Annotated in this window: 15 protein-coding genes; 7 read left to right on the top strand and 8 right to left on the bottom strand. The window is 42.8% G+C overall.

What is annotated here, in order from left to right; genetic code table 11:
* The first annotated feature begins 33 nt into the window (after window positions 1-33).
* The 5 genes from ABV298_RS31665 to ABV298_RS31685 all read left to right on the top strand — a co-directional run bounded on the left by ABV298_RS31665 (window position 34) and on the right by ABV298_RS31685 (window position 3,938).
* Window positions 34-426 carry a hypothetical protein gene (locus tag ABV298_RS31665; RefSeq protein ID WP_353720106.1) on the top strand — a complete coding sequence of 131 codons (393 nt, stop codon included), beginning with the start codon at window positions 34-36 and terminating at the stop codon, window positions 424-426.
* 29 nt (window positions 427-455) lie between these two features.
* Entirely contained in the window at window positions 456-2,363 is a 1,908-nt protein-coding gene (locus tag ABV298_RS31670) for a UvrD-helicase domain-containing protein (RefSeq protein WP_353720107.1), read from the top strand.
* Between the two features lie 602 nt (window positions 2,364-2,965).
* Window positions 2,966-3,244: an IS66 family insertion sequence element accessory protein TnpB gene (locus ABV298_RS31675; RefSeq protein WP_188939487.1), complete on the top strand. Its 279-nt coding sequence runs from the start codon at window positions 2,966-2,968 to the stop codon at window positions 3,242-3,244.
* Window positions 3,244-3,588, top strand: coding sequence for an IS66 family insertion sequence element accessory protein TnpB (gene tnpB / locus ABV298_RS31680; RefSeq protein ID WP_262892458.1), 345 nt, complete (start codon window positions 3,244-3,246; stop codon window positions 3,586-3,588). The genes ABV298_RS31675 and tnpB (ABV298_RS31680) overlap by 1 nt, the downstream gene beginning before the upstream one ends.
* Window positions 3,589-3,632: 44 nt before the next feature.
* Window positions 3,633-3,938: a transposase gene (locus ABV298_RS31685; RefSeq protein WP_353720108.1), complete on the top strand. Its 306-nt coding sequence runs from the start codon at window positions 3,633-3,635 to the stop codon at window positions 3,936-3,938.
* On the opposite strand, the gene ABV298_RS31690 is transcribed toward ABV298_RS31685, so the two are convergent.
* The 8 genes from ABV298_RS31690 to ABV298_RS31725 all read right to left on the bottom strand — a co-directional run bounded on the left by ABV298_RS31690 (window position 3,907) and on the right by ABV298_RS31725 (window position 14,903).
* Entirely contained in the window at window positions 3,907-5,415 is a 1,509-nt protein-coding gene (locus tag ABV298_RS31690) for an IS66 family transposase (protein WP_353719830.1), read from the bottom strand. The genes ABV298_RS31685 and ABV298_RS31690 overlap by 32 nt on opposite strands.
* Before the next feature lie 44 nt (window positions 5,416-5,459).
* Window positions 5,460-5,804, bottom strand: a complete 345-nt coding sequence (gene tnpB / locus ABV298_RS31695) for an IS66 family insertion sequence element accessory protein TnpB (RefSeq protein WP_262892458.1) — start codon at window positions 5,802-5,804, stop codon at window positions 5,460-5,462.
* On the bottom strand, window positions 5,804-6,082 hold the full coding sequence (locus ABV298_RS31700; RefSeq protein WP_188939487.1) for an IS66 family insertion sequence element accessory protein TnpB: 279 nt from the start codon (window positions 6,080-6,082) through the stop codon (window positions 5,804-5,806). Before ABV298_RS31700 ends, tnpB (ABV298_RS31695) begins: the two co-directional genes overlap by 1 nt.
* Before the next feature lie 284 nt (window positions 6,083-6,366).
* A complete protein-coding gene (locus ABV298_RS31705) occupies window positions 6,367-7,713 on the bottom strand; it encodes an HlyD family efflux transporter periplasmic adaptor subunit (RefSeq protein ID WP_353720109.1) in 1,347 nt (448 codons plus the stop codon).
* A gap of 5 nt (window positions 7,714-7,718) precedes the next feature.
* On the bottom strand, window positions 7,719-10,088 hold the full coding sequence (locus ABV298_RS31710; protein ID WP_353720110.1) for a peptidase domain-containing ABC transporter: 2,370 nt from the start codon (window positions 10,086-10,088) through the stop codon (window positions 7,719-7,721).
* A gap of 153 nt (window positions 10,089-10,241) precedes the next feature.
* Window positions 10,242-11,648, bottom strand: a complete 1,407-nt coding sequence (locus tag ABV298_RS31715) for a TlpA disulfide reductase family protein (protein ID WP_353720111.1) — start codon at window positions 11,646-11,648, stop codon at window positions 10,242-10,244.
* Window positions 11,649-11,914: 266 nt separating this feature from the next.
* On the bottom strand, window positions 11,915-13,552 hold the full coding sequence (locus tag ABV298_RS31720) for a vitamin K epoxide reductase family protein (protein WP_353720112.1): 1,638 nt from the start codon (window positions 13,550-13,552) through the stop codon (window positions 11,915-11,917).
* Window positions 13,533-14,903, bottom strand: coding sequence for a glycosyltransferase (locus ABV298_RS31725; RefSeq protein WP_353720113.1), 1,371 nt, complete (start codon window positions 14,901-14,903; stop codon window positions 13,533-13,535). Before ABV298_RS31725 ends, ABV298_RS31720 begins: the two co-directional genes overlap by 20 nt.
* A 242-nt stretch (window positions 14,904-15,145) precedes the next feature.
* Between ABV298_RS31725 and ABV298_RS31730 the strand changes: the two genes are divergently transcribed.
* Both ABV298_RS31730 and ABV298_RS31735 read left to right on the top strand, forming a co-directional pair.
* Window positions 15,146-16,033, top strand: coding sequence for a glycosyltransferase (locus ABV298_RS31730; protein ID WP_353720114.1), 888 nt, complete (start codon window positions 15,146-15,148; stop codon window positions 16,031-16,033).
* A gap of 889 nt (window positions 16,034-16,922) precedes the next feature.
* Window positions 16,923-18,233 (top strand): site-specific integrase, encoded by a 1,311-nt coding sequence (locus ABV298_RS31735; protein ID WP_353720115.1) that lies wholly within the window; start codon window positions 16,923-16,925, stop codon window positions 18,231-18,233.
* Window positions 18,234-18,589: the final 356 nt, after the last annotated feature.

Here is an 18,589-nt window from a genome sequence, read left to right on the forward strand (position 1 = left end):
TGGCTTCCGGGAACAAGAGATCTAGACAAACTCTTGGGATTTTCACAGGATGCTAAGGTCGATAAAAGCTATCCCGTCAGAGTAGCATATCAATTTAAGGTGAGTGAGATGAACGGAGAAAAAGAATCTATTGTCTACCCGTACACGTTTGAAGATTCGCTTGTTCTTGAAAACCGAGGGTTATTTCAAGGTCTCGAAAAGGGTACCGGTCTGTTGAGAAAAATGTGTGCTGCTGCCAAAGAAACAGATTTTGAAAAGTCAGCCCAGTTGATGTATAAGGAAATAACTGAGAAGGGTGCTAAAAAGGCAGAATTCGCCCTTGAGTTATTCTATTTTCAAGACCCAAACATCTTAAAAACACCCCTATATATCGAAGAAGGATTGAATTGGCTGGAAGGCAAACTAGCCGCTGGGAAACCCCTTTAACTCACGGAAAAATTTAGCCGAATCTAACTATGGTACAGGTTGCACCCAACAGCATCGATGATACGGTTGATGATGTAATATACGACTGTCTGACACCATCGGCTCCTAAAAGCTTTTTTCTGTTTGCGGGAGCCGGATCTGGGAAAACAAGGTCGCTAGTTAACGTTCTAACAAAATTCAAACTTAACCACGGCAACAGATTTCGTCTGTTGAGAAAGAAAGTTGCAATCATAACTTACACAAATGCTGCTGCTGACGAAATCACTCATCGACTAGATCATGATGACATATTTGTTGTCAGCACTATCCATAGCTTTTCCTGGGAACTGGTTAAAAACTTTACGCATGATATACGCTATTGGCTCAAATTCAATCTCAGCGAGGAAATCAAGATTCTTGAGGAGGAGCAATCAAAAAGCCGAAATCTCAACAACAAGACCTCCATTGCTCGAGCCCTCAGGATCGATTCTAAAAAGAAACGACTAGTGCATCTTGATAACGTAGTGAGGTTCACCTACAACCCCAATGGAGACAATATTACAAAGGACTCTATAAACCATGCTGAGGTAATCAGTATGACGGCAAGCTTTATTCAGAGTAAGCCGCTGATGCAAGACATATTGACATGTAAATTTCCAATAATCTTTGTCGATGAAAGTCAAGATACAAAGAAGGAACTAGTAGATGCGCTGTTTACATTACAACACGCTAAGAGAGATTGCCTTACACTCGGATTGTTTGGGGATACCATGCAGCGAATCTACTCCGATGGGAAGGAGAACTTAGGCACTGAACTTCCTGCCGACTGGCTTCAACCAGCAAAGAAGATGAATCATCGGTCAAGTAAGCGTATTATCAATTTAATCAATGACATTAGAAAGAATGTTGACGATCAGAAACAGATACCAAGGACCGAGCAAAGAGACGGATATGTTAGATTTTTTATTGCGAAGCGAGGTAGCGATAAATCCGCGATCGAAGAAAATGTGTGCTCGGAAATGGCGTCGGTGACTGCAGACCAGCTTTGGACGACCGATACTATTGATACAAAGTTCTTAATTCTGGAACACCACATGGCGGCGAATCGCCTATCTTTCATGGAATTCTTTGAACCACTCTACAGAGTCGACAGGTTTAAAACTGGATTAATTGACGGTAGTTTATCGAGTATAAGCTTGTTCACTAAAATCATACTTCCTCTGTATGACGCACATAAACGTGGCGATCAGTTTTCAATAGCAAGGATTGTGAAAGCAAATGCGCCTTCTCTAACGCGAGAGGCCTTGCTAGCAAGTGTGAATCAAGTCGACGAGATAGATATGATGGGTAAGAAAGTGCGAAATTTGTTGGACTTGTGGGAAGGAGGCAGAGATCCGAAATTGATTGAAATCGCCAAAGAAGTTTATAACTCATCCTTGTTTCAAATCTCGGATAATCTTTCTTTGGTTATATCGAAGGAAGCAAGAGTAAACGCATTAGCAAAGGAAAAATTACACGATGCGGCGGACGACGAGGAGGAAGAAGTAGATGATGATCTGTTAGTCGCGTTGGGAAACGCACTACAGGCCCCATTTTCATGTATCATAAATTATCATAAATACATTTCCGAAAAGTCGAAGTTTGGAACACATCAAGGTGTCAAGGGATTAGAGTACCCTCGCGTCATGGTAATAATTGATGACGACGAGGCCAGAGGGTTTATGTTCAGCTACGACAAATTGTTCGGAACAAAAGATCTTAGCGAAACAGACAAGAAAAATTTAGAAGATCGTAAAGAAAGCGGTATCGACCGGACAAGAAGGCTCTTTTACGTTGCCTGCAGCCGCGCCAAAGAGAGCCTCGCTATCGTCGCCTATTCAGATAACCCTGAAATGCTAAAAAGCAATATATTGAAATTCGGCTGGTTTCACGCGGGTGAGGTTTCAGTTATGGAATAAATTATGGGTCTGCCCTTCACGCTCGTTAAAATGAAATAGTAGTGCTTTGTCATAGTCGGCCATACGGCAGTCCTCGGAACGCAGCAATAGATTACAACCGAACATGTGATGCCTACATTCGTTTTACTTGGCCCGAAGGCTAACTATTCTTTCTGAATCAGCCATTAAAAATCGTTCCAAACAGGCCAAACCGGTTTGCCAACAAGGATCTTTCGGTTGCAGTCGTGAAAACATAGTCGCTTTACGCTGCGCATTAATATTTATCACCGTCGGTCTGTACCAAGATCAGGAGCCTGATGCCCACGTTCTTCCTCAGCACACGGGCAAACCGGACGGTCAGGTACCTTGGATTGTCGTACACACCGACGCATTCCAACAAATTGTGTTCGCGGCTGAAGGCCAATATGAAGTCTGCAAATTGCCTGACCTGGATGTCAGCCCGACTAGCCATTATGCGTCTCAAGCATGACTTTTCGTGCCAATAAGATTATTGATGGTGATGGCAGCTCATTCTACTTCGCCAGAGCAACGTATCCGGCCTATCAAGTGCATATTTTTTAGCAGCGGCCGCCTGATTACTTTTGGCAAAAACATAACGCATTATGGATCAGTCAGAAGAAATGTTCAAATTAGTGAGACAATGGCGTAAAAGTGGCCTGAGCCAAAGTGAATTCTGCAAGTTGCACGGCATGACAGTAGCTAAATTTGGCTATTGGGTCGGAAAGGAAAAGTTGGTTGAAAAAGCGACGGGTTTTGTTCGTATATCCGCCCAGCGTTCGGCCATGGACAATGCTTATGAAGTCATTTATCCAAATGGCGTGCAGGTAAATTATCAGGGCGGTGATCTGACGGTGCTCTCTGAGTTGATCCGGCTTTACTAATGTTTAGTCTGGGTTCATCCCACCAATATTATCTGTACCGAGGCGATTGCGATATGCGTAAAGGTTTTGATGGACTCTGTGGCCTGGTGGATTCCGAGTTAGGTAGAGTGGCCACCAGTGGCGAAGTTTTTATCTTTCTTAACCGAAGACGGACCCATCTTAAAATGCTGCATTGGGAGCCGGGAGGCTTTGTACTTTATTATAAAAGACTGGAAAGTGGCACCTTTCCCTCCCCTAAAAAACAGGCAACCGGAAGTATTTCTTGGAGCGAACTGGTGCTGATGATCGAAGGAATCCAGGTACTGAAAAGCAGTCGTAGAAAGCGTTTTATTTTACAGCAATAAGTGCTTTTGCTAGCTTTAAAGGCTGTTTTTCCGTACTTTTAAGTATGCAAAATGCCCCGCTGGAAACGCTGGATAAAGACCAATTGCTCGCTCTTTTAAAAGAACGGGATCAGCAGATATCGGGTTTAACCCAGCAGAACGCATACCTGGAATCTCAGGTAGAGATGTACAAACGGATGCAGTTCGGTCAAAAGCGTGAACGCTTTGAAGGAGATCCGGCCCAGATTGCGCTTCCCTTTGAAGCTCCTAGCGAACAGGCTGCTGCACAAGAAGAAATTCTGCATGAAAAAATCAGCTACATCGTATCCGGCCTATCAACTACGTATTTGTTAATTGGTGAACCTTGTTAAAGTGTTGCGGATACAGGTCAGTGATGTTTTTATGATTGATTGTGGAGATGTTTAGTAGAGTGTTTTTTAGCCAATTGTAGGGATTGACGTTGTGTTTTTTGCAGATAGCAAAGAAGGAGTAGATCATAGCAGCCCGCTGTGCTGCTTCGTGTGAGCCAGCGAATAAATAGTTTTTCCGGCCCAGGGCCAACGGGCGTATAGAATTTTCAATTTGATTATTATCGATCAACAGATTTCCGTCGTATAAGTAGGCACTGAGTGCATCCCAACGGCCGTAACTGTACTGCATCGCCTTTCCGATCTGGCTTTTTGGGAGCGTACTTTTAATTTGTTCGAAGATCCATTTGCCCAGCTCGTTGATAACTGGAAGGGATTCTGTTAGCCGCAGCTCTTTGATTTCAACAGCATCCAGCATCAGTTGGCGGGCTTTCCGCTCCACAGCGTACAGTTGCTGGATCATCGATAGTGCTTTTTGCGCCCTGGTTTTGTCGTTGTCCAGGGCCCGTTCAAATTCCCGACGCGCATGCGCCCAGCAAGCAAGATGGATAACATCTTTCCGCTTCCCATGCTTTTCATAAACTGCGTAGCCGTCCGTCTGTAGATAGCCCTTAAAGCTTTCCAACATCGTCTTCGCTCCTGCTGAGCCTCTTGTCGGTTGGTAATCAAAGAGAACGACATCATCCAAAGGGCTGTGGTAGACCCAATAGTATCCCTGATGGCAAGCGCCTTTCTTGTCAGTTTCCAGTACTTTAATCGGACTTTCATCCACCTGCCAATAGCCCTTCGATTTCATATCAAAGACCAGTTGCTCATAAAGCGGTTCCAGCTTGATCAGCGCTTCTTTGGTCCATCCTTCAAGTGTTGAAGATGCGATCTGGATATTTTCCCTGGCAAAACGCTGCTTCTGCCGGTAAAGTGGAAGGTGGTCTTGGTATTTATCGGTTAAAATGCTAGCCAGCAGTCCCGCAGATGGTATTCCTTTGTCGATGACCCGCTCGGGAAGTTGACCGATTCTGACCCCTTCACCATTTTTGGGTGCATATTTATAGCGTATATATCTTTTGATCAAAAAGCGTGCGGGTTCGTAATCCAGCTCTTCAGTAACTTCCTTGCCGATACATACCATTTCAGAAAGATCACCGGCAGGATAAATCTCGATCTCTTCGACGGGTAAATGAGAAGGCAGTGCTGCACGGCCCTTATGGTTTGGCCTTTTACGGATGTAGCTGATTTTTTCATGCAGAATTTCTTCTTGTGCAGCAGCCTGTTCGCTAGGAGCTTCAAAGGGAAGCGCAATCTGGGCCGGATCTCCTTCAAAGCGTTCACGCTTTTGACCGAACTGCATCCGTTTGTACATCTCTACCTGAGATTCCAGGTATGCGTTCTGCTGGGTTAAACCCGATATCTGCTGATCCCGTTCTTTTAAAAGAGCGAGCAATTGGTCTTTATCCAGCGTTTCCAGCGGGGCATTTTGCATACTTAAAAGTACGGAAAAACAGCCTTTAAAGCTAGCAAAAGCACTTATTGCTGTAAAATAAAACGCTTTCTACGACTGCTTTTCAGTACCTGGATTCCTTCGATCATCAGCACCAGTTCGCTCCAAGAAATACTTCCGGTTGCCTGTTTTTTAGGGGAGGGAAAGGTGCCACTTTCCAGTCTTTTATAATAAAGTACAAAGCCTCCCGGCTCCCAATGCAGCATTTTAAGATGGGTCCGTCTTCGGTTAAGAAAGATAAAAACTTCGCCACTGGTGGCCACTCTACCTAACTCGGAATCCACCAGGCCACAGAGTCCATCAAAACCTTTACGCATATCGCAATCGCCTCGGTACAGATAATATTGGTGGGATGAACCCAGACTAAACATTAGTAAAGCCGGATCAACTCAGAGAGCACCGTCAGATCACCGCCCTGATAATTTACCTGCACGCCATTTGGATAAATGACTTCATAAGCATTGTCCATGGCCGAACGCTGGGCGGATATACGAACAAAACCCGTCGCTTTTTCAACCAACTTTTCCTTTCCGACCCAATAGCCAAATTTAGCTACTGTCATGCCGTGCAACTTGCAGAATTCACTTTGGCTCAGGCCACTTTTACGCCATTGTCTCACTAATTTGAACATTTCTTCTGACTGATCCATAATGCGTTATGTTTTTGCCAAAAGTAATCAGGCGGCCGCTGCTAAAAAATATGCACTTGATAGGCCGGATACATTTGTTGATGCAAATTAACAAGTTCTTTCTCCAGGTTAAATCATTCAGTGTGCTGTTTCCTAAGGTGGTTGAAGTATGATTGAAAGTCTTCAATTATTTCTTTGGACAAACACTTGTTCGATACTTGTCATTAAGTGCTTCAATATATGGGTTATCCGTCGGTTCTCCGCCTGAGCTAAACGTTGACAATATCCGCCTCGCCTAATATCCATTAAAAGTTGCCGGGCCGGAAAGTGGCAAAGAGCCTTTGCAATAAATTTCTATCGGAAGTAATAATTTCTGCACTGCCCTTCATTCCATTCCTGAAAGGTAATTGATGGCCATGCTTGGTCACAAGCTTGTTGGGTAGTGTGACGTAGCCCCAAAAAGCGCTGTCGCTACCAGGAGTGATGGAAAGTTTTGCGAGGGATCCCTCAAGAATACCATATTCTCGAAATGGATAGCCGTCAAGTTTTATTAAGACCGTTTGCCCCTCGCGCAATTTACCTAGGTTTGGCTGAGGCAACTTGACTAATCCGAGGTACTTACCATGTAAAGGTTCTACCGTCATCAATTCTTGACCTGCATTTAGAAATTGACGCTCCTGCCATGGCTCTGAAAATGATATTTTCCCATCGACTGGTACAAATATTAAATATTTATTTTTCCAAGTTTGAATAGAACTTTTCAATGTCTGAATCGATTGATGAAAGCTTAGCTTCTGGCTTCTGACCGTAGCATCGAGTTCGAGAAGCTCTTTTTGTTTGAGTTTTCGGGCTGACTGGTTTTGTATCTTTGCTGACTTTAAGCTTTTGACCGGCATCTCCCGAGCTAATAATTTTGCTCTTTCCTTCATAAAATCTACACTAGAAATGACTTTATTATCATGTAACTTAGATTGTATCCTAAATTCATCTGCCGCGAGCTCCAGATCTTGATTTTGTATTGTTAATTGCTCATTAATCAGCTCGTCCATCTGAGTTAGGTCATTTTGGTCCTCAATTAACAAATGCCGTTTTTGCGTGTAGTAGCCATCAGCTAAAACCGCCTGTAATTTTAAAAGCTCTTGATGAAAAGTTTGAAAGTCTAACTGAATTTCGCCCAAGGTGTCAAAAGTACTCAAAACCAAAACATTTAGCTTTTCCCAATCACCTGTCATAATGAGTCGATAAACGTCGTCGATCTGCTCCTCTAGTCTTAGAATTTGTTTGGGATTTCCAGTACTTTCCGAGTATCCAATAATCTGCCCCCGTTTTACTAACTCTCCATCCGCTACCGATAATTTTTCTAGCCTTCCTTCTGTTCTAACAACGACCCGTCTGGGAGCATTGGCTGAAGAGAGTAGAAAAGGTGCGGTAATTACATCAGGATAACGGATCCACCACATGGCGGTGAATAGTAATAATATTAATAAGATAAACATCGTATTGCCCCAAAGAATAAGCCAATGCGGGGGGCGTCCCAGGACAGCTTGCATCTTTACCGAATGTTCGGGCAACCTCTCAATATGATGTTCCTCAAGCTGCCTACTTTGCTCTTCCGATGATGTAAAATCTTTTGGATAAACGATACCATTCACAATTTCTATACAGCTAACTCTAATTGGTTACTTACTAATTCAAAATACTTACCCTGTCTTGCAACTAGCTCAGAATGGGTGCCGGTTTCAACAACCTGGCCTCCTTCAAGTACAATAATCTGGTCTGCATGCTTTACCGTACTTAAACGATGAGCGACCACAACAACTGTCCTTCCCTTAAAAAACTCCTCCAATTTCCTTACAATCATCGCCTCATTGTTGGCATCGAGCGAATTGGTGGCCTCGTCAAACAACAATAAGCTTGGATCTTTATAAACCGACCGCGCAATCAAAATTCTCTGTCGTTGTCCTTGACTCAGCCCTTTGCCTGCTGCACCAATAATTGTAAAATATCCTTGTGGTTGCGACTCAATAAATTCATGGATATTGGCAAGCATCGCAGCTTGGCGCAACTTTGTCATATCAACGACTTCGTCGGCTACAGCAATATTTTTAGCAATCGTATCAGAAAAAATAAATCCATCTTGCATTACTACGCCGCACTGTCGACGCCACGCTCTATGCGAAATATTTTTAAGGTCGAGGGCCATCCTATCAAACCCAACATGATTGCTTAGAACTTCTCTTTCACTCGAACTAGTAAATTTACCCTGATTTGATAAGACGATCGCGCCCTCATTCGGTTGATAAAATCGGAGCAAAAGCTTTAGCAGGGTGGTCTTACCGCTTCCACTTGTCCCTACAATCGCAGTTGTTTTGCCATAAGGGATTTTTAAAGTAATATCTTTTAACACTGGCTCATTGCCAGCACCTGGGTAGGCAAAAGTGATATTTTCAAAATTGATATCCTGTGCAATCTCCCAAACCGTTCGACCAGGCAGGCTTGCGTTCTCTTCGTCAGGGAGCGAATGCACCTCATTAAGCCGTTCTAAACTCATGCGTGCATCTTGCAAAGCTTGGATAAATCCAATCAACTGTTCAATCGGTGAATTGAATTGGCCTAGGATGTACTGAATGGACATCATCCCACCAATCGTTAGCTGACCATCTAGAACAGCCTTTGCCGCAAGAAATGTGACTAGCACGTTCTTACCCTGATTGATAAACAAAGCGCCGGCCTGCTGAATTTGGGAAAGAGATAGTGACCTGACGTTCCATTTGAACACGGTAGTTTGCACGTTCTCCCAGTCCCACCGTTTAGAAATCTCCGCTCCCGACAACTTAATGTCTTGCATTCCCTGAATCAGTTGAATTATCTGGCTCTGATTCTTCGATTGTACATCGAAACGTTGTGAATCAATTGTCCTCCGTTTACCTAAAAAAGCAGCAATCCAAAGAGAGTAAATAACAGCCGAGATAATGGCCACGGAAAAAATTGATACGTGATAAAAGGCAAGAAGGACCCCAAATACCAGCAGGTTAACAAATGAAAAAAGAATATTGAGAGTTTGTCCCGTTAAGAAAGCTTCGATTCTGTGATGGTCGCCAATTCTTTGCATGATATCACCAAACTGCTTCACTTCAAAAAATGAAATCGGCAGGTTCATCAGCTTCGCAAGAAATTCAGATAAAATAGCAAGGTTGATTCGAGTGCTAATATGCAACAAAATCCAACTTCGGAGAAAATCAACGGACGCAGTTCCGCAAACTAGCGTCATCTGTGCAACTAGGACCAAATAAATAAATGGAAGATTTTGTCCATTTATACCAACATCTACAACGGATTGAGCTAGGATAGGCATCAACACCATCAATGCACTTCCAACCAACATGCCCAGTCCAAGCTGAACCAGTAGCTTTTTGTACTTCCAGAGGTATGAGACAAGTTGACTAAGCTGGAGGCCATTAGCTTTTTCTCCCTCGTCGGCAAAAAAAGCTTGTGTGGGTTCCACGACCATAGCCAGTCCCTCTTTTCCTAGCTCATTTTCGCCCAACCAGCGCTTCTCGAACTCTTGAAACGTATACTTCATCAATCCTTGGGCTGGATCGGCGACGTGGAAGATAATTTTTTCGTCATTCAAATTTGACCCTTCGCCGCTTGGTCTGCCTGATCTTGGACTCTCGTCATTTCGATGACGCCTCATTAGATTGGGCCATGAACTACCTGATCTCGGTAACTTTTTAGACACCTTGTGTAGGACAACAAAGTGATTCTGCCCCCAATGCAACACACAAGGCAAGGGAACCTGCTCAATTAGGACTTTTATCGGAATGCGAACGCCTAAGGAATGAAGCCCGATCGATTCGGCGGCCTCTGAAATGCCCAACATTGAGACGCCTTCTCGACTAATTTGTGCCCTTTCCCGAAGTGTTTGTGCTGTGTAATGCTTTCCATAATGCTGTGCAATCATCCGGAGGCATGTTGGGCCACAATCCATCTGATCAAGCTGTTTAAAAAAAGGGAAAGATTTCATTCTAAGTATCAAAATGAACAAACCTACTTCAAGCACCAGATGCAAACATAAGGTACTTTGTCGAAGTCGAAAGAAATTCTTGTAACCGAGCACTCATACGTCAGGCCGATACGAAAAAGACAACAAGTCTTCCAGAATATCCGCTTAGCCTGATTAGAAACTGAGTCGATTAAAGATTTGATTAATTGCCGGATCTGACGGTCGCGGTGCATCAGAATCGACCACCTTGCCGCTTTTATCAATAATCATATATCTCGGGATCGACTTTACACCATATTTTCGGAGAATGGCGGATTGTATTCCTTTGGGCATAAGAAAGCTTGCGTCCTTATTAAGGCCGATCTGATGCGCCGCCTTCTGCCAAGCAGCTGGATTTTTGTCGATTGAGATATAGACGAAGTTAATTCCCTTACTTGAATACTGATCACTGAGCCTAGCGGATGCAGGCATTTCTTCTCGGCAAGGCGCACACCAAGAGGCCCAGAAATCAACGTACGTTATCTTATTGCCAGTGGCTTTTCCGAAAGTCGATTTTTTTCCGGACGAAGTGATGACATCGTCGCCTTGGATACTAATCGAGCTGATCCTGTCTATAGTGGACAAATATCTTGAATACTTTGAATCTTCATGAGTAGCCGCAACATCAGCGACTAACTGGTCGCGCTCTTTTTTAGTTAGCTTAAACATGGGGCCAGTATTTCTCGGACTATTCAATATACTTACAACTAAGTAGGTTCGCGTCTGACCGGAAAAATGCTTCGCCAAAATATCTCGTACAGCTGTCTCGGGATATAGTTTCCTAAGAGCGAACAAACAAGCGTTTGCCGAGTTCCTATACGAACTTAAAAAAAGGAATCGGTCTTCTTTGAGGCTTGTCTCCGCTTCTTGCGTCATGTCTTTGATATACTGGGCTGGAAACACCACATTTCCAAAACGTAGCTTTCGCTCGGTGACATTAAAGAGCTCCACAGCTTCATAAAATTGCACAAAGTGATTGTTAAGATGATTTTCCGCTGCGTATTGCTTTATAAAGCCATCGTAATCTCTATACTGACTTTCGAAAGCGTTGTTACGAGATTTGGGATTGGCAACATATTCCTTACCCAAGAAGGAACGTTGAAAAGACAATTGATTAAATGACTCTGAATCAAACTTCTTAAAAAAGGCGAGTGGGAACATTAGCTCCCTGTCCCTTTCACTATTTTGTGAAGCTAACTTGACAAACTCATTTGATTTAGTAACTGTGATTCGGTCACCTTTCTTAAGGAAATAGTCTATTTTGAATCGATTATCTGTGACTTGAAGATCGGATGTGTCATCGAACCTGTTTACTCCGCTTTTTAAAAATTCCAAGTTTCCGAAATCATCAATATAGTAAAGCCTATTTCCATCAGTCAATTTTACGTCGACTACAATAAAATTGTCCGAGTGTTGGAAATTGTTACACTTCCCGTTTGCAAGTCCAAATGGAGCAACGACTATCATTGCAACAACGATCTTCACCAATAAATGCATAACTATTGTGCTTGCTAATTTGATTGATTTATGTAAATCAGACAAAGGGTTTCCCCTTTGCCTGTCACTGATTAACAGCTTGTGCAGCACCAGTAGCCACGACCACCGGCTTCTCCACATTGCTTAGCAAACTTCTTTGCTTTTTTCTTGGAAACAGTACCATAGCCAGAAATTGGCTCCGATCCTCCGTTTGAGTAACATGACGCGCCACATCCCGCGCCCAAGACATTTTTCATTTCTGCTCTTGTCAACGCGAAAGCGCTAAAAGACGATAAATTCATGATTTAAATAGAATTAAGTGAAAAAATAATTTATGTGATTTGATCAAATCCAGTAGGTTGTAGATATCGGCTCAGCTTTTCAATGTCCGAAACAGAATAGAATGGTGGAAGTTTAATATCGTTAAAGATCATAAACGGAGTGTTGGTAATGCCGGCTAACTCACTCCATCTAACATGCAAGTCAAGCTGACTTATCCCCGTCTCGATCTCTGAAATATTCCTCCTGTTCTCACCTATCCATTGGTCAGCCGTCATGTTTTGCTTCGCAAACCATCTAGCCAACCCTCCGTTAATCTCCTCGACTGGTAAGCTCAGTAAGTTTCGAGCAATCTTTCCGGATTCGTCTTGAATGTCATTGTACGCCGCAAAAAGAAAATTGACACGTAAATCGTCCATACGACCTTTAAGCTTGACTACTTGCTCATACATATCTGCGCATGAGCGGCACTTAGGTGTCAGCACCACAGTCAACACATTATCGGATTCAATGTCTCCAATGCCGCCAACCTTCATTCCATTAAAAAATGGCGGAATAGGCTCCCGCATTTCCATCAAGGATTTCAGGTAGTTTGAGGCGAATTTCATTTGCTCGAAAGAGCGACTAACACCAGCGAATTTTATTGACTTTACAAGAGTAGATTGGAACGCCAACCAAGAGGCAATAGATATTGAAAAACCGATTATAAAAGTGCCGACAACTTGATATGAAATGTGAGAAAAGACGGGAGCCGGGGTAGAGATCACAAATAATAGTTCAAGAAGCAGCAAAAGTTGTACAACGAGGCACATGACACACCAGCTTTTCCAAATAAATGCCTGGTAGGATACCGAATAAATAGCATATGGAAACGCCAAAACACTCAGAGCGCCAATCCAAGGTAGGACTTCGCTGATAGAACCGGTCAGCATTGCAGTAACAATGGTCAACAAAGTACCGAAAAAGTAAATCAGTCCAATTTCGGACCATTTGAAGACTCGAAAAAGCCGTGCTGATTTTGAACTCAGTAAGCTTCCGCAACTAGATTTACCGCTTAGATTACATACCTTTCTAAGAACGGGGTTACTCAAATCAATCCCAGCCCACACTAGCATTGAGCAAACAATTGTACCACAAATTTTTGAAAACAATAGCGGTAGAACTAAACTCGGATCGACTCCTCCTATGACAGCGAGCGCCACAACGCACGATACGGCAACTAAGCCCAATACCATTGCAGTGGGTTTCCGCAAGGAACTTAAAACTTCATTCCTTCTTTTCTCTGTATATTCCGGCTCGCCGGAATGTTCCGTTCGCTCCAATAACAAAGTGATTCCAGACCACTTTAGCCGGAAACTATCAATGGCATCTACCTGTCTCCCAAGGGTTGTATCGATCCATTCCACTTTGTTCTCATCCGCGGATATAATCGTCGCAAGCACTCCACCTCCGACATTCATAAAGCCGAGAGCTGGCATTGGGGCGGTTTGGAGTTGCTCTATTGATAAGCGCACGGAGATATTTTTGACATGTAAGTCTTGTAAAGTATCCGAAATGGACGTTAATCTAGGAAAATCAGGATGATTCCATAACAGATTTTTGACGGTATGAGAGGTAGCGCGAATATCTGCACGCCGAATCAAGTCCAGGGATGCAAGCATCGCATTTTTTTCAGAGGCATTCGGATTCATCAATGTATTTTTTTAACAGTTTCTTAATTTCCTTGGGGGAATACGTAGCCCTTAATTTCTTACTCATCTCGTCAATATTTTTCTTATATACGCCGTTTCCGAGAAGTCGATTAATTTTGTCATATATATCACTCGCCCTTTCATGCCTGAATTCTCCTTTTAGGCCAATTCCATGATGTACAACTTTGAATGCATTTCCATTTTGGTCATACCGCATGTCCAAAGGATAAACGAGCATTGGTGTTCCGCAAAAAATAGACTCTTTGACAGATCCCAATCCCCCGTGCGTCACGAATAAGTTAGCTACTTTTAGAACCTCCAACTGTGCCACACTTTTGAAAAAGTAAAATGGCTTTTTAATTGTCATATTATGCACTATTGTATCAATAACAAGTTGATTAACAGAGAATATTACAACCACATCATCAATTCTCTCTAGCGCAGAAATCAGTTTCTCTAAAAAATCAAAAAGTGCGCGATCTGAACCCTCATAAAATGTACCAAAACTGCAATAAATCAACTTTCTCCCATTCAAACCCTGAACAATATTTCTGAAAACACTGGAAAATAGTTCATCCTCTTCTGGGCTCTGACGCTGATCATTGACCGATAATCCTAAATAAACTTGGTGTTCTCGACGAATTGACGGCGATATCTCCAGCTCAAGCGGAGCTAAAATAAATTCTCTAAAATTATTGAATATTAATGCCTTAGTACAGTCTTTCGATATCGGATGGCGAGTTGAAAATTCGTTATGTCTTAGTATGTGCTTAAACCGGTATTCTCTCGCAAGTCTCAAAATCAGCGACTTCGGCTGAACAACCATGGCTTTAATCAAATTTACAAATCTAGTATCTTTACCTGCGCCAGCAGGGACAGTCTTTGGATAAAAATCTTGGTCAACATTTGGAAAGCCTGGTGTTCTCAGCGTCGACAGCATGGGATTAATTAAAATGTACTGGGCTTGAACGCCTAACGAATTTAGTACCAATAGGTCAGTACTGTTGAATATATCAATAAAAATTAGAGTTGGCGAAATCTTTGAAATTACTTCACTTAATTCTTTTTGCCTATGTTTGAGGACTTTATCTCCCAAAACGCACTTTAATGTCGACCACCACCCAGATTTGCCTAGTGTTGAAGCAACAAAGGAATCTTCCATACCTACTCCGACTCGGTAGTCAGTTGTAAGTAATGCCTTATAACCATGCGACGCTACTATTGATTTCAAGACCTCATTCGACACTGAGAAGTAGACATCAAACTCCTCTGACAAAACATCACAAAAGCTAAAAAGAGGGAAAACATGGCTTTTGATCGATGCGGGAAGAAAAAGTGCTACTTTTTGCATTTGATAATTGAAAGTCGAGCACAATATTAAGGAACATTTGAAAATTATAGCAATTGAAATATATTTGATGAAAATACAAAGTAAATTTTCTCTGATGACTGCGGCAGAAATAAACTGACAATCAACTTGTTGACTAAAACAAACCGAATAGTAATTTTGTAAAAAGAAATTATAACTCAATTTTTACGAAATTTCCACCTTTCTCCGTTCTTTTAACGGTTTATCCAAATAACAACTTTTGAATGGATTCTGAAATTTTAGGGCGTTGCACAGTTAACGCCGACGTAGCTGTGATTCTTACTGTATGGCGGCGTGATAATTTACGTGAACAGCTACTAGCGATTATGGCGCAAACAGTACAGCCAAAGGAGATATGGGTTTGTCAGAATGAAAACTTTATTGATGTCAGAGCCATATTGTCGGAATTCCCAGGAGTTGAGCATGTACACTCATCTGTTAATTTGAAATATTTTGGTCGTTTCTCCATCGCCAGGCACCTTAAGGCAAAGTTTATTTGGATTTTGGATGATGATCAAATACCATCCCCTAACTGGTTGAAGACCTGCCTAATGATTTGTGAAGCTGAAAACGCCATTGTAAGTAGTGCGGGAAGAATTATACCCGAAAATGATTACTTGCCCGAGCGAAGTAACAATATTGGCAAGTTTTTCTTCGGAGACGTTCCTCAAACTGGAAATTCAAATACGTGCGCGGAGGATTCAATCGTTGACTATGGTTGCAATGGGTGGTTCCTGCAGCAACAATGGTTAAGGTATTTTTGGGAAACATCTCCTTTCACATTAGAAATTTCGGAAGACATGCATTTGTCCGCTCTCTGCAAGATTAGGGCAGGCATACGTACAATCGTTCCGATGCAAACAAGTCCAATCAACTCTGGAAATTTGAAAATCGAGTATGGAAGGGATGAACATGCCTCTTGGACTAAACCGGGCTTTTTGGAAAAACGGAAGGAGGTACTACATTATCTCATTGACGAACTAGGTTGGCGCCCTACGATGTGGAAGCAAGCTCACACTACCAAGAGTGGCGAAGCGACCAAGGATGCACGCTTCAACTTGAGATTACCGATTATATCCAGAATATTCTCCCTTAAAAAGAAACTTGTATAGAATGTACCGTGCAACATTGAGGTGTCTGCAGGCGGGCCTCTATAGTTTTCATGTGGCTGATGCATTCAAATGCATACTGAAATATGATCGACACATTCTTGACTGACAGTTCACGAAACTTGTTAAGGAAAATCTATACTGGATAGGATAGCGATGTTGATTCAACAGAGAGTTCGGACCCACTAGTTACCCTGGATCGAATTCTAGGTCCGTTCTGTTTTGGGAAATTGACCACGGTAATAATTTGGTTGAAACCTGCTTTAAATAATAGACCGATATTCTATCGATCGTCGTTTTGGCCATGGAAGCTGATATTTAATCGAACCGAGTTCTCCAGCGCCGATTTCGCACAAGAATTTGAGACTTCTTCTACTAAGGGGGCGTTATCATACAGGTGATCTTGGACAGGGAAGTACTGCGGCAGAAAGGCGACCCAAGGCTATGTAAGCTCATTAGTTTTGCCTTGGATTAGTCAAGCAACTGCAACGGCCTTATACTCCTATAATGTTTTTCGTATCTTCGACTTGACAAACCGATGCTTAAAATGCATCAAAACAAGCCAAAAAAATCGATTACCGTTTCAGTTACCTATTTTGAAGGGAGTTGCAAATAATTGATATACAAGCGTTTTCAAAATTCAAATTGTTCCCAGCGGGATCACTTAAAGCGCCTCAAAGGGCGCTTTTTTCGTTTAAAAACGTCATTTTTTCACTGTTTTCGAAGATAAGCATATCATTCTGATTCATTCCAGATCAAAGCATTCGGTAACCTATTCGGTAACCTGCTTTGCTTACTAAATTAGGTTACCGAATGGATATGTTTGACGGAGGCGATTTTGACCAGGGTTTCTCAAACATCAATGTTTTTCTAACCTTAAACTGTGAGGATGATGAATTTCAAACAGAACCTGACTGTACTCTTCTGGCTGTACAGACAAAAAGCGAAAGCAGACGGCAAAGCTCCTATTTACGCCAGAATCACAATCGACGGTAAGTACACCGAAATTTCAACGGGCAAAAAAGTAAACCCGGTCTGCTGGGACTTGGATGTCAAGCAGGTCACTGGCTCGGGACTGGAAGTAAAACTGGCGAACCAGAAACTGGCCCAATTGCAAACTGACGTCGAACGGATTTTCAACGGCCTTCAAACTCAGTTCCCTGAGGTGACCCCGGCGATGGTCAAGAACGTTTACCTAGGTAAACCTGCGGTCGACCAGCCTAAACTAGCCAAACCTGCTGCCAAAAGCGAGCAAACCGTGCTGGAAGTCTTTGATGAGTTCATCGCAAAGTTTGAGAAGCGGGTAGAACGGGAGAACGCTTCATTTGAGACCTTGAAACATTGGCGAAGCACCAAAAAGAAGGTGGCCGGTTTCATCAAATATCATTTCGATCGCGAGGATGTTCACTTTTCTTCTCTTCCCGACACCTTTGCCGAAGATTTGTACGATTATTTAACCCTACATGTTTCGAAACCGCTTGCAGAGGTGACGGCCCGAAAGGAAATTAAATGGGTGCGTCAAATCGTCAAAATTGGGGTTAAGAAGAAATATATCCCTTCCAATCCCATGGAAGGCTTCAAGTGCTCTGGCGGCGATGTGGAGGTAATCCCGCTAGAATTCTGGCAGGTCGAGAAAATCCAGCAAAAGCAGTTTAGCGTTGACCGGATTTCTGAGGTTAGGGATGCATTCATTTTCCAATGTTTCACCGGCTTTGCCTATCAGGACATTTATGACCTCAGTCCGGAAAACGTCGTTCTGGTTGGGCATAGAAAAGAACGTTGGCTCGTGAAGCACAGAGGGAAGACAGAAGTGGGTGAAATGGTGCCGATCCTGCCGATCGTGGATCAACTCATAATAAAATATCAAGACCATCCTTACTGTATAGCAAACCGCAAGCTGATCCCAGTTAACAGCAATTACCGCTACAACGTATATTTGAAGGACATTGCTCAGCTATGTGAAATCCGGGATGTTAGTGGAGGTATCAGAAGGCTGGATACGCATGACGCACGACATTTCTTCGCAGATATGATGCTCAACAATGGCGTTCCTCTGGAAGATGTCAGCAAAATGTTGGGCCACCGAAGCATTAGAACAACGATGCGTTACTGTCGAGTGAGAAAGTCGAGGATTAGCGCGAACGTTGCATTAGTGAAAAACAAGCTATTTACCAAGGCAGGTAAACTTCGGCAAGCCTCTTGACGGTCAGTATTCTGGCTGCGCGGTCGGGACCATCTCCCGACTGACAGCCAGAACACTGAAGACTCAGGTAGAACCTAAGACCCAGCTTAATATGTAGCTTGTCAGTTGCACTGGAAATAAATTAGCGCTTAACTTGTGAACTATTCGTTTACAAATTACCCTTCGCTTACGTCTCATAATTGATGATATCAAAAATTCTTCTTGGAGGCAAGCCGGTGAGCCTTTCAGTGGATTCGATACCAATCCTCAGGCTTATAATAGGGGGCGCAACGTTTTTCGAACGGATGATGAGGAGACAAATGTATCTTAGGCATTACTGAAATTTTTTGAGCATGGCACAAGTGAAGGACACCTCG

This window comes from Dyadobacter sp. 676 (assembly GCF_040448675.1).
GTDB lineage: Bacteria > Bacteroidota > Bacteroidia > Cytophagales > Spirosomataceae > Dyadobacter.

Excerpts from the sequence above, each read along its gene's own strand:
- ABV298_RS31670 (WP_353720107.1), top strand. The coding sequence starts at position 456 with ATGGTACAGGTTGCACCCAACAGCATCGATGATACGGTTGATGATGTA.
- ABV298_RS31675 (WP_188939487.1), top strand. The coding sequence starts at position 2,966 with ATGGATCAGTCAGAAGAAATGTTCAAATTAGTGAGACAATGGCGTAAA.
- tnpB (WP_262892458.1), top strand. The coding sequence starts at position 3,244 with ATGTTTAGTCTGGGTTCATCCCACCAATATTATCTGTACCGAGGCGAT.
- ABV298_RS31685 (WP_353720108.1), top strand. The coding sequence starts at position 3,633 with ATGCAAAATGCCCCGCTGGAAACGCTGGATAAAGACCAATTGCTCGCT.
- ABV298_RS31690 (WP_353719830.1), bottom strand. The coding sequence starts at position 5,415 with ATGCAAAATGCCCCGCTGGAAACGCTGGATAAAGACCAATTGCTCGCT.
- tnpB (WP_262892458.1), bottom strand. The coding sequence starts at position 5,804 with ATGTTTAGTCTGGGTTCATCCCACCAATATTATCTGTACCGAGGCGAT.
- ABV298_RS31700 (WP_188939487.1), bottom strand. The coding sequence starts at position 6,082 with ATGGATCAGTCAGAAGAAATGTTCAAATTAGTGAGACAATGGCGTAAA.
- ABV298_RS31710 (WP_353720110.1), bottom strand. The coding sequence starts at position 10,088 with ATGAAATCTTTCCCTTTTTTTAAACAGCTTGATCAGATGGATTGTGGC.
- ABV298_RS31720 (WP_353720112.1), bottom strand. The coding sequence starts at position 13,552 with ATGAATCCGAATGCCTCTGAAAAAAATGCGATGCTTGCATCCCTGGAC.
- ABV298_RS31725 (WP_353720113.1), bottom strand. The coding sequence starts at position 14,903 with ATGCAAAAAGTAGCACTTTTTCTTCCCGCATCGATCAAAAGCCATGTT.
- ABV298_RS31730 (WP_353720114.1), top strand. The coding sequence starts at position 15,146 with ATGGATTCTGAAATTTTAGGGCGTTGCACAGTTAACGCCGACGTAGCT.
- ABV298_RS31735 (WP_353720115.1), top strand. The coding sequence starts at position 16,923 with ATGAATTTCAAACAGAACCTGACTGTACTCTTCTGGCTGTACAGACAA.